Raw genomic sequence first — 10000 nt, forward strand, 5'->3', positions numbered from 1 at the left:
GGTATTTACCAACATTCAAATCACGGAAAAGCGAATTTTTTCCTTTGATAGTTATAAAACTAGATTTCTTTGAAGTTAAATTATTAAGATTCCGCTTGTGTAATCGATAAGCAAATTCATAGATTGATTTAGAAACTTCTATTAAGTCTATAATCTTATATTCCTGTTGGTTGTAGATAAAGGATGTCTCACAGGAGTAATACACCTGTTCTAAAAAAGTGCCGACCTTATGGAACTGTATCTCAGTCTCATAATCTTCGCTTCTTGCAAAGTCAAAGTGAAGTAAATCTATATCCATATGATGTTTAGCAAAGCCAGAATCCTCCATCAGCTTGGATTGTTTATGAAAATCTTCTTCTTCTTTATACTCAAGCCGATAATTCAAGTCCCTATATGTTTCTTGACTGTCCAGATCCTCAGGTAATCGTTGCATAAAAAATTGGCAATGTTTCTCTAGGATTTCTTTACTTTCATTGCTAAAGTTATATTTATCAAGTAAAAAAGAAAGCGGCTTTGTTAAATATCCCCCCTTTGTTACTTCATTAAGCTGGGTAAAAATAGAATGATAATGACTAATGGATTCTATTAATTTCCTTGATTGATTTTTTTTGCTACAAGACTGCTTTCCTAAAAATGGTATTTTATTGTTTTGAATAAATCTCAACAAGGTTGGCATAAGTCCTAGTAGAAAATCATGTTGTGAATTTATTATGTCATCATTGTATGTTTTTCCGTCAATGCTGATATTTTTCGCAAGCATTCTGGAACCAAAAAATTCTATTTGACTTAATATATCTTCAGCATAAAGCCCTCTAGAACTATCTATAGCGGTCCTCCAGTATTCATCTGCTTTTAAAAAAGAAAAATCTATATAGTCAAACATAAGTTTGAAGTCATTATTCAAGTAGTTAGTTTTTAAATTTTCCAGAAGAGATTTTCGCTCTGATTGATCCAGTCGAAAAATTGCTCCGCTATATAGATATGTGAGTAGCTCATTTGGTTCATAAAGCGATTTATAGGACAGGTCTTCATGTTTTATATTTTTGTATTTTTTTACTGCCTCAAAGTCCATTCTTACTCAACCTAAAAATATAACAATTTAATAAAAGGAAAGATGCCCGGGAGCTGAAAGTTTTTTGGCCTACTTTGTTGAATTTTAATCATTCCAACCTAATGCCTTAGTACCTTTTTTGCAATATAATTTTCAGGTTGGTCAAAAAAATTTCCGACAAAATCTGATCTCTCTGTACGCTAGTTGTCAGAAAATTAACTCATGCCTGGTTACTGGATGTTTCACCAGTGTTTTTTGAAGGCTTTATTAGTAATCCTTGAGGCATGCAGCTTTTGGCACTAAGCAGATTGTCAGGTTTGATCAAGCCCTATCATGAAAAGTGGCAGATGAAATTAAGACCAATCCATGTAAGTGCTTGAACTTCAGCTCATCATTCTTTTGCCTCACTTTGCCCAACCAAGAACAACACTTCACAAAATCTGCAAATTTTACTCCATGCTATTCAAGATGTACTGCATCAGTATCCATGCTCTTTGTAGTAAAAAGGCAAGTTTGGCAAATGGAGCCATGTCTATGCTTAGGTGACGGCAATACAAACACTATTTCGCCAATTACTCACAGTTTTTACATTTTTGTGCGCATAAAAATGTATAAAAAAACACTTTTATGCGCATAAAAGTGTGTTTCTGTTTGTTTTTATCCGCACAAAAGTGTAATGTGGGCACAAAATGACAGTACTAAGGTAGGGCTATGGAACGGGATTTATTGACAGCATTACTGCGCTGGAAACAAAAACCTGAGCGTAAGCCCCTGCTGATTGATGGTGCCAGGCAAACGGGTAAAACCTATTTGCTACAAGAGTTATTTGGCCAACACTTTGCAAAGGTACTGCGGGTGGATTTTCTTGAGTCGCCGCAGATGCAGGATGCTTTTGCTGGTTCGTTAACCCCAAGCGATATACTGAGTAATATCGAGCTGTTAACAGGCCAGCCGTTTAATATGGCTACTGACTTACTGATCCTCGATGAAATTGGCGAATGCCCACGTGCGGTGACTGCATTAAAGTTTTTTGCCGAACAAAGCCCGCAGGCCTTTATTGCCGCCAGTGGCTCTAACATAGGTTTGCTAAATACCTTTCCGGTCGGCAAGGTTGAGCAATATAACTTAAGGCCGTTAACCTTCCGCGAGTTCTTATTAGCCTCTGGCGAGGCAGCGCTGTTAAAAGCCTATGATGCCGGGCAAAATTCCGCTGCTGCCCACACTAAACTGTTTGATAAGCTGACAGATTATTACTTTACCGGTGGTATGCCGGAGGCTGTTAGCCTCTGGTTTGGACTGGCTGAGCAAAGCATACTGGAGCGCGTAAAAGCGGTGTCCCAGGTACATGCCGATTTGTTGGCCGGTTATGTGCGGGATTTTGGTAAGTACTCTGGCAAGGTGGATGCCGGTTTAATTGAAGCTGTGTTTACTGCAGTGCCGGCTCAGCTTGCTGCAGTAATAGATGAATCTGTTCAACGCTTTAAGTTCAAACAGGTGTATGAGCGTAAATCCCGTTATCAGGAGCTGGAAAGCGGCATCATTTGGCTGGAGAAGTGCCGGCTGATCTTAAAAAACTATCCTGTTGAAGGTACACCACGCAGCCCGTTGGCTGCTTACAAAAAAGACAATATGGTCAAGTTGTTTCTGTTTGATGTTGGCTTACTTAACCATATGCTGGGTGTCAGCTATCTGGAAATAAAGCAGCAGAACTATGACTACAAGGGGTACATCGCAGAAAACTTTGTGCAGCAGGAGTTAGCTGCGCTGGGCATTGATCCCACCTTTTCCTGGGGCGACGCCCGGGCGGAAATAGAGTTTATTCTGGCCGATAGTATCGGCAATGTGATACCGCTGGAAGTAAAAAGTGGTAAACGCACCAGAGCCAGGTCACTGCAGTCTTATATTGAAAAATGTAGTCCGGTCAAAACCATTAAACTGACCGGTACTCAGGGCTCGTCACCGCTTGAGCAGCAGCATCTGGTATACCCGCTGTATTACACGGCGCAGGCTGTACGTACACATCTGCTGTGATAAAACAGCCCGTAATACGGGCTTTTTAGTAAGCTGTGTCTGGGTTTATATGCCCAACAGCGGCTTCAGATAATGCCCTGTATAGGACTTCTCATAAGCAGCCACTTGCTCTGGTGTGCCTGCGATCAGGATTTCACCGCCGCCGCTGCCACCTTCAGGGCCTAAATCAACCACCCAGTCTGCGGTTTTGATCACATCGAGGTTGTGTTCAATCACCACTATGGTATTGCCGTGGTCGCGCAGCTTGTGCAGCACGTTCAGCAACTGCTGAATATCGAAGAAGTGCAGGCCTGTGGTTGGTTCATCAAGGATATACAGGGTTTTGCCTGTGTCGCGTTTACTCAGTTCACGCGCCAGTTTCACCCGCTGGGCTTCACCGCCGGATAAGGTGGTCGCCGACTGGCCGAGGCGGATATAGGTTAAACCTACGTCCATCAAGGTTTTCAGTTTGCGGGCTATGGCCGGAATGCTTTCGAAAAATGCGTGAGCGTCTTCCACTGTCATTTCCAGTACTTCGTGAATGTTTTTGCCTTTGTATTTCACTTCCAGGGTTTCGCGGTTATAGCGTTTGCCTTTACAGACATCACAAGGCACATACACATCCGGCAGGAAGTGCATTTCGACTTTGATCATACCGTCGCCCTGACAGGCTTCACAGCGACCACCTTTAACGTTAAAGCTAAAGCGACCCACCTGATAACCACGGGAACGGGCTTCCTGAGTACCAGCGAATAAATCCCGTACCGCAGTGAAAATGCCAGTGTAAGTCGCAGGGTTAGAGCGTGGGGTGCGGCCTATAGGGCTTTGGTCTATGTCGACGCATTTATCAAAATGCTCCATGCCTTCAATGGCTTTATGTGGGGCAGGTTCGTCACCTTCGCCTTTGTTCAGCACCCGGTGTGCCACACGGAATAAAGTGTCATTAATTAAGGTGGATTTACCTGAACCCGACACCCCTGTGATACAGGTCATCACACCAAATGGGATTTCCAAATCCACGTTTTTCAGGTTGTTGCCGCTAGCGCCTAATACCCTTAATTCTTTGCCTTTTTTGCCTACATGACGTTTGTCAGGCACCGCAATTTTACGCACGCCAGATAAATACTGGCCTGTTAAAGACTCTGGGGTATTTTTGATATCTTCCAGGCTGCCTTGCGCCACAATAGAGCCACCATGCACACCGGCGCCAGGGCCAATGTCGATAATATGGTCAGCAGCGCGCACTGCGTCTTCGTCGTGTTCGACTACTATGACGGTGTTACCTAAATCACGTAAATGGGTCAGAGTGCCAAGCAAACGGTCGTTGTCGCGCTGATGCAGGCCTATCGAAGGTTCGTCCAGCACGTACATCACGCCGACTAAACCTGCGCCTATCTGGCTGGCCAAACGAATACGCTGGGCTTCACCACCGGACAGCGTTTCAGCACTGCGCGACAAATTCAGGTAATTCAGGCCAACGTTCACCAAAAACATCAGTCTGTCCTGAATTTCTTTTAATACTTTTTCAGCAATTTGCGCTTTTTGCCCTTGTAAGGTCAACTGGCGGAAGAACTCTAAACAGTCACCAATCGACAGTTCCACTACTTCAGGCAAGGTAGTTTTGCCAATAAACACATGGCGGGCTTCTTCACGTAAACGTGAGCCGTTGCAGGCAGGGCAGCTTTGCGAGGCTAAATACTTTGCCAGTTCTTCCCGTACAGCGTTGGATTCAGTTTCGTGATAACGCCTTTCCATATTCGGCAAAATACCTTCAAACGGATGTTTACGTTTGATGATGTCGCCTCTGTCGTTCAGGTATTTAAACTCAATATCGGTTTTGCCTGTGCCGTTTAAAATCACCTGCTGATGCTGTTTACTCAGGCTGGCAAAAGGCACTTCCAGCTCAAAACCATAATGGTCGGCCAGAGATTTTAGCATCTGGAAATAATAGAAGTTACGTTTATCCCAGCCACGGATAGCGCCGCCGGATAAACTCAGCTCGTCGCTGACTATCACTTTATTGGCGTCAAAATACTGTTTTACGCCTAAACCATCACAACTTTGGCAGGCACCGGCCGGGTTGTTAAAAGAGAACAACCGCGGTTCCAGCTCGGCCATCGAATACCCACAGGTAGGGCAGGCAAAGTTTGCAGAGAAAATCAGTTCAGGCGCTTTGTCATCGTCCATTGACGCGACTTTGGCAATACCACCAGAAAGCTCAAGCGCGGTTTCAAAACTTTCGGCTAAACGCTGTTTGATATCGTCCCGCACCTTTATCCGGTCTATCACCACTTCTATGGTGTGCTTTTTGTGCAGATCCAGCTTGGGTGGATCAGACAAATCACAAATTTCGCCGTTAATGCGGGCGCGGATATAACCCTGAGCCGCCAGGGTTTCCAGAGTTTTTACGTGTTCACCTTTACGCTCCTGCACCACTGGCGCTAATACCATCAGCTTGGTGCCTTCAGGGAAAGCCACCACTTTGTCGACCATTTCACTGATGGTCTGAGCCGCCAGCGGTAAATCATGAGTAGGGCAACGTGGCTCACCGACCCGAGCAAATAACAAACGCAGGTAGTCGTAAATTTCAGTGATAGTACCCACTGTCGAACGTGGGTTATGCGAGGTCGACTTTTGTTCAATGGAAATAGCCGGAGATAAACCTTCGATATGATCGACATCGGGTTTTTCCATCAGGCTTAAAAACTGCCGGGCATAGGCCGACAAAGACTCTACATAACGGCGCTGACCTTCAGCGTACAGTGTATCAAAGGCCAAAGAGGATTTACCTGAGCCGGACAAGCCCGTGATCACCACCAGTTTGTCGCGTGGGATCTCTAACGAAATATTTTTCAGGTTATGGGTGCGGGCACCCCGAATATCTATCTTATCCATACGGCTGGGTCTCTTGCCTGTTGAAGTCGGCTTGGGAAAAACGAATTATACCCTTCTTCATTGAAACCGCAGCTGTACTGACTGAGCACTTTCGCCCCGATCCCATACGACAACTATGTTCATAGGGACTCAATTACTCGTCGCCTTGCTGCAATTCCAATGACTTTGACTATTCGGTGAAAGATGCGGCTGGGCAACGACTTTGTCTTAGTCACAAGCTTTATGCGAAAAAGCAAACACCGGATCAGCCGGGCAATAATTCAATTGATGATACTGTATATAAATACATGCTTTATAGCAAGGCGGGCGCTTAGAAAAACAACAAAGAAACCCGCTGATTTACTACTGTTCACGGGTAATATTTGCAGAATGAAATACTTAACGCTAAGTTGAAAGCGTCAACTTGCGGTTAAGACGTACTATGACCTCAGAACAACTCTATTGCTTTGCTATGGTACAGGTGTTGCTGGTATTTTTGCTGGCAAGTTTTCGTTTGCGTGCGACAGACCAAAACAGTAAGGCTCTGCCATTGCTGCAAGGCGCTATGGGGGCTGAGCTTTTCAGCTGGTTATTCTACTTTTGGCCTTTAGGGCTAACGTTGGTGTTGTCATTAAGCTTATCCGCGCTGAACATGAGTTTATTAACTGCTTTTAGTTTCAGACGCGCAGGCCGGCCCGTCCCCTGGCAGTGGATTATTCCTGTCGGAGCGGCTCTGGCTTGCACATATAGCTATTTTTCCTACCTTCAGCAGCAAAATATCAGCCTGCATTTGATGACTTTGTTTACCTTTTTACTGATAGGCCCCAGTTTTTGGTGCTTCCGGTATTTAAAGCCCACCCCCACCTTATCTGACCTGATGATGGCTGCAGTTTTTTTGGTTTGGCTGCTGATTTGTTTGCTGCGCAGCATCATGTTGCTGTTAGCTCCGGACTGGCTTTTGTCTGGTCTGTTAATTTCACAGTCATTTTGGCCTGCGGTGTCAGCAGGTTATTGTATTTTTGCTTTGACAGGCTATATGGAGGAAACCCAACGAAAGTTCAAAGCTGAAGCCCTGCATGATGCGTTAACCGGCTTATTGAACAGAAGAGGTTTGGTGCATGCCATTCAGGGCAATCTGAATTATTTACAACGCCAACCTCATAGCTCAGCGCTTTTTATGATTGATTTAGACCACTTTAAGCGAATTAACGACAAAATTGGCCATGATGGTGGTGATGAGGTGTTAATAGCTGTGGCGGCAGTGCTGCAACAGCAGATAAGACAAAGTGACGTGCTGGCTCGTTATGGTGGCGAGGAATTTATAGTGTTTTTGCCTCAGACCGACAAAGATTCTGCTCAATTAGCCGCTGAACGGTTATTACTTGCTGTGCGGTCTATGCAATTGCCACAGATCAGCAGCTTACAGCAGCTTACCATCAGTTTGGGCATAGCAGTCTTTGATGCCGACTTCGATTTTGACTGTCAACTGCGTCGTGCTGATCATGCTTTGTATCAAGCTAAAGCCAGAGGTAGAGATCGTATTGAGTTTGCGACAGACTGCCCCTAGGTGAGTGATGGCGGGTCACAGCCGCGCTGTGCTACAATCGCCGCCCGCTTTTACCCGGAGAAATGTCGCGGATGTCTCATCTTAATCCACTGGAAAAACGTGCCGCCTGGTCTTTGGCACTGGTATTTGCTTTCCGGATGCTTGGTTTATTTATGTTAATCCCGGTTTTTGCCATTTTTGGCAAAGACCTGATCGGCTTTTCGCCTTTGTGGATAGGCCTGGCTATTGGTGCTTATGGTTTAACTCAGGCGCTGTTACAAATTCCTATGGGCTGGCTGTCGGACAAATGGGGCAGAAAGCCAGTCATGCTATTGGGCCTTAGCTTTTTTGTCTTGGGTTCAGTGGTCGCCGCTTTAGCTGATTCTGTGTATATGGTGACTTTTGGCCGGGTACTGCAGGGCATGGGCGCGATTTCTGGCGCAGTAATGGCTCTTGCATCCGATATTACCCGCGAAGAACAGCGGCCTAAAGTCATGGCTGTGATCGGCATGACCATAGGTTTGTCTTTCACCATAGCCATGGTGGCTGGTCCGGCTATAGCAGCCGCCAGTGGTTTAAGTGGTATTTTCTGGTGCACAGCGTTAATGGCAATTACCGGTTTGCTATTGGTCTGGAAAGTGGTGCCTGTTGCTGTCAGCAAAGCACCAGCTTCTGAAACGCTGGCGACCAAAGGCCAAATCGCGGCGCTGTTTCGTCACCCGGAATTATTGCGACTGAACTTTGGTGTACTGGTTCTGCACTTGTTGTTAACAGCTATTTTTGTCGTATTGCCAACTTTGTTGCTGCAGCAGGATTTTGCATCGGAACAACACTGGCAGTTGTATCTACCTGTTTTAATTGCGGCTTTTATTCTGATGGTGCCACTGATGATTCTGGCCAGTCGCAAACAACAGGAAAAAGGCTATTTATTGCTGGCAATCAGCCTGCTTATTGTTAGTTTTGTGTTAATTTTAATCAATCAGCAGTTGTGGTCGATCAGCCTGGCGCTGTTGCTATTTTTTGTTGGTTTTAACTACTTAGAAGCCAGCATGCCTGCCTTGTTGTCGCGTATTGCCCCTGCTGGACTAAAAGGTACTGCAATGGGTACTTATGCCAGTGCGCAGTTTTTTGGCGCCTTCGCTGGCGGTATTTTAGGCGGTGCTGTGGCTAGTTTCAGCAGCGGTGAATCCTTGTTTGCCGTGGCTGCCCTGATTGGTTTACTATGGTTGGCTTATGCCAGCAGCATGACAGTGCCAGCGCGATCGCAACGGCTGTCATTGCCTGTCAAAGTGGCCGATGAAACCGCCGCAGCCCAATTGGCAGAGCGCCTGACCCAACTCAGAGGTGTGTTGGAAGTCACAGTGGTGGTTGCGGAACAACGTTTGTATTTAAAAGTCGGCCAGCAACATTTTGATTTGGCAGAGGCACAGTCTTTGGTTGAGAGCAGCCAAAAAAGTTAAGGAGAAGTCGCATGGCTCGTGGAATTAATAAAGTAATTTTGATTGGTAACTTAGGTACCGATCCTGAAGTCCGTTATATGCCAACAGGTGGTGCTGTGGCCAACCTGACTATAGCGACCAGCGAAAGCTGGACGGACAAAACGACCAACGAAAAGAAAGAAAATACCGAATGGCACCGTGTGGTGATTTATCAGCGTTTAGCGGAAATCGCTGGCGAATACCTGCGCAAAGGCAGCAAGGTTTATATCGAAGGTCGTTTACGTACCCGTAAGTGGCAGGATCAGCAAGGTGTGGAGCGTTACACCACTGAAATCATTGCCAACGAGCTGCAAATGCTAGATGGCCGTGGTGAAGGTCAGGGCGCTGGCATGGGGCAGGCTCCAGCTATGGGTCATCAAGGAGGCGGCGCTCCTATGGGTCAACAGGGTGGTTATCAACAACCTGCAGCTGCACCACAACAACGTATGCCACAAGCGGCTCCTGCAGCTCAGGGCGGTTACGCTCCACAGGCTCCGGCGGCTGCAGCACCGGCTCAAGGTGGTTACCAGCAACGTCCAGCTCAGGGCGGCTTCCAGCCTCAGGGCAATTTTAACCAGCCACAAGGCGGCGGTTTTAATCAGGCAGCACCACAACAACGTGGCCCAATGGAACCACCAATCGACTTTGACGACGATATTCCGTTCTAAGAAAACCTTTTATTCTGTGTAAAACTAAGCCTCTGCAGTCAGAGGCTTTTTTATATCTGTTATTTTAACTGCTGCTTCTTTTCCTGAACTGTGCCGCTTTATATCTGTTGCCACATAAAGCCATGCTGCACCAACGGCGTTTATGGGCTTTGGTTCTGTCGTAAAACCATAAAATACAGTCGGGGTGTTCGCATTGTTTGATCAGGGCAACATTGCCTTCCACCAATAATTGCGCCACAGCTTCTGCCACTGGCCCCAGCAGAGCGCCACTCGTGTCACTGCGTGAGATACGGCTTAACATCAGTTGGCCATTAGGATCCCTTTCCAGAGTAGGCGCTGTCAGAAAAGCCTGTAAATACTGATTAAGCTCTCC

7 protein-coding genes are annotated in these 10000 nt (G+C 46.0%); 4 read left to right on the forward strand and 3 right to left on the reverse strand.

Annotated features, from left to right (window positions below; all coding sequences use genetic code 11):
* On the reverse strand, positions 1–1072 hold a 1072-nt coding region (locus LDL40_RS10315; RefSeq protein WP_300995256.1), incomplete at its 3' end, for a hypothetical protein.
* 690 nt (positions 1073–1762) lie between these two features.
* Here LDL40_RS10315 and LDL40_RS10320 point away from each other — a divergent pair.
* Complete coding sequence (locus LDL40_RS10320; RefSeq protein ID WP_300995258.1) at positions 1763–3082, forward strand: ATP-binding protein; 1320 nt, start codon at positions 1763–1765, stop codon at positions 3080–3082.
* A gap of 45 nt (positions 3083–3127) precedes the next feature.
* Here the strand turns inward: LDL40_RS10320 and uvrA are convergent, their stop codons facing one another.
* On the reverse strand, positions 3128–5956 hold the full coding sequence (gene uvrA / locus LDL40_RS10325; RefSeq protein ID WP_300995260.1) for an excinuclease ABC subunit UvrA: 2829 nt from the start codon (positions 5954–5956) through the stop codon (positions 3128–3130).
* A gap of 421 nt (positions 5957–6377) precedes the next feature.
* Here uvrA and LDL40_RS10330 point away from each other — a divergent pair, with 421 nt between their 5' ends.
* From LDL40_RS10330 to ssb, 3 genes are all read left to right on the forward strand, one after another.
* Positions 6378–7502, forward strand: coding sequence for a GGDEF domain-containing protein (locus LDL40_RS10330; protein ID WP_300995262.1), 1125 nt, complete (start codon positions 6378–6380; stop codon positions 7500–7502).
* A 71-nt stretch (positions 7503–7573) separates the two neighbouring features.
* Complete coding sequence (locus LDL40_RS10335; protein ID WP_300995263.1) at positions 7574–8941, forward strand: MFS transporter; 1368 nt, start codon at positions 7574–7576, stop codon at positions 8939–8941.
* Between the two features lie 11 nt (positions 8942–8952).
* Complete coding sequence (gene ssb / locus LDL40_RS10340) at positions 8953–9627, forward strand: single-stranded DNA-binding protein (protein WP_300995264.1); 675 nt, start codon at positions 8953–8955, stop codon at positions 9625–9627.
* A gap of 64 nt (positions 9628–9691) precedes the next feature.
* On the opposite strand, the gene LDL40_RS10345 is transcribed toward ssb, so the two are convergent.
* Positions 9692–10000, reverse strand: a 309-nt coding sequence (locus tag LDL40_RS10345; protein WP_300995265.1) for a CGNR zinc finger domain-containing protein, incomplete at its 5' end; no start/stop codon positions are given.

The sequence above is a fragment of the Rheinheimera sp. genome (assembly GCF_020217005.1).
In the GTDB taxonomy this organism is placed as follows: Bacteria; Pseudomonadota; Gammaproteobacteria; order Enterobacterales; family Alteromonadaceae; genus Pararheinheimera.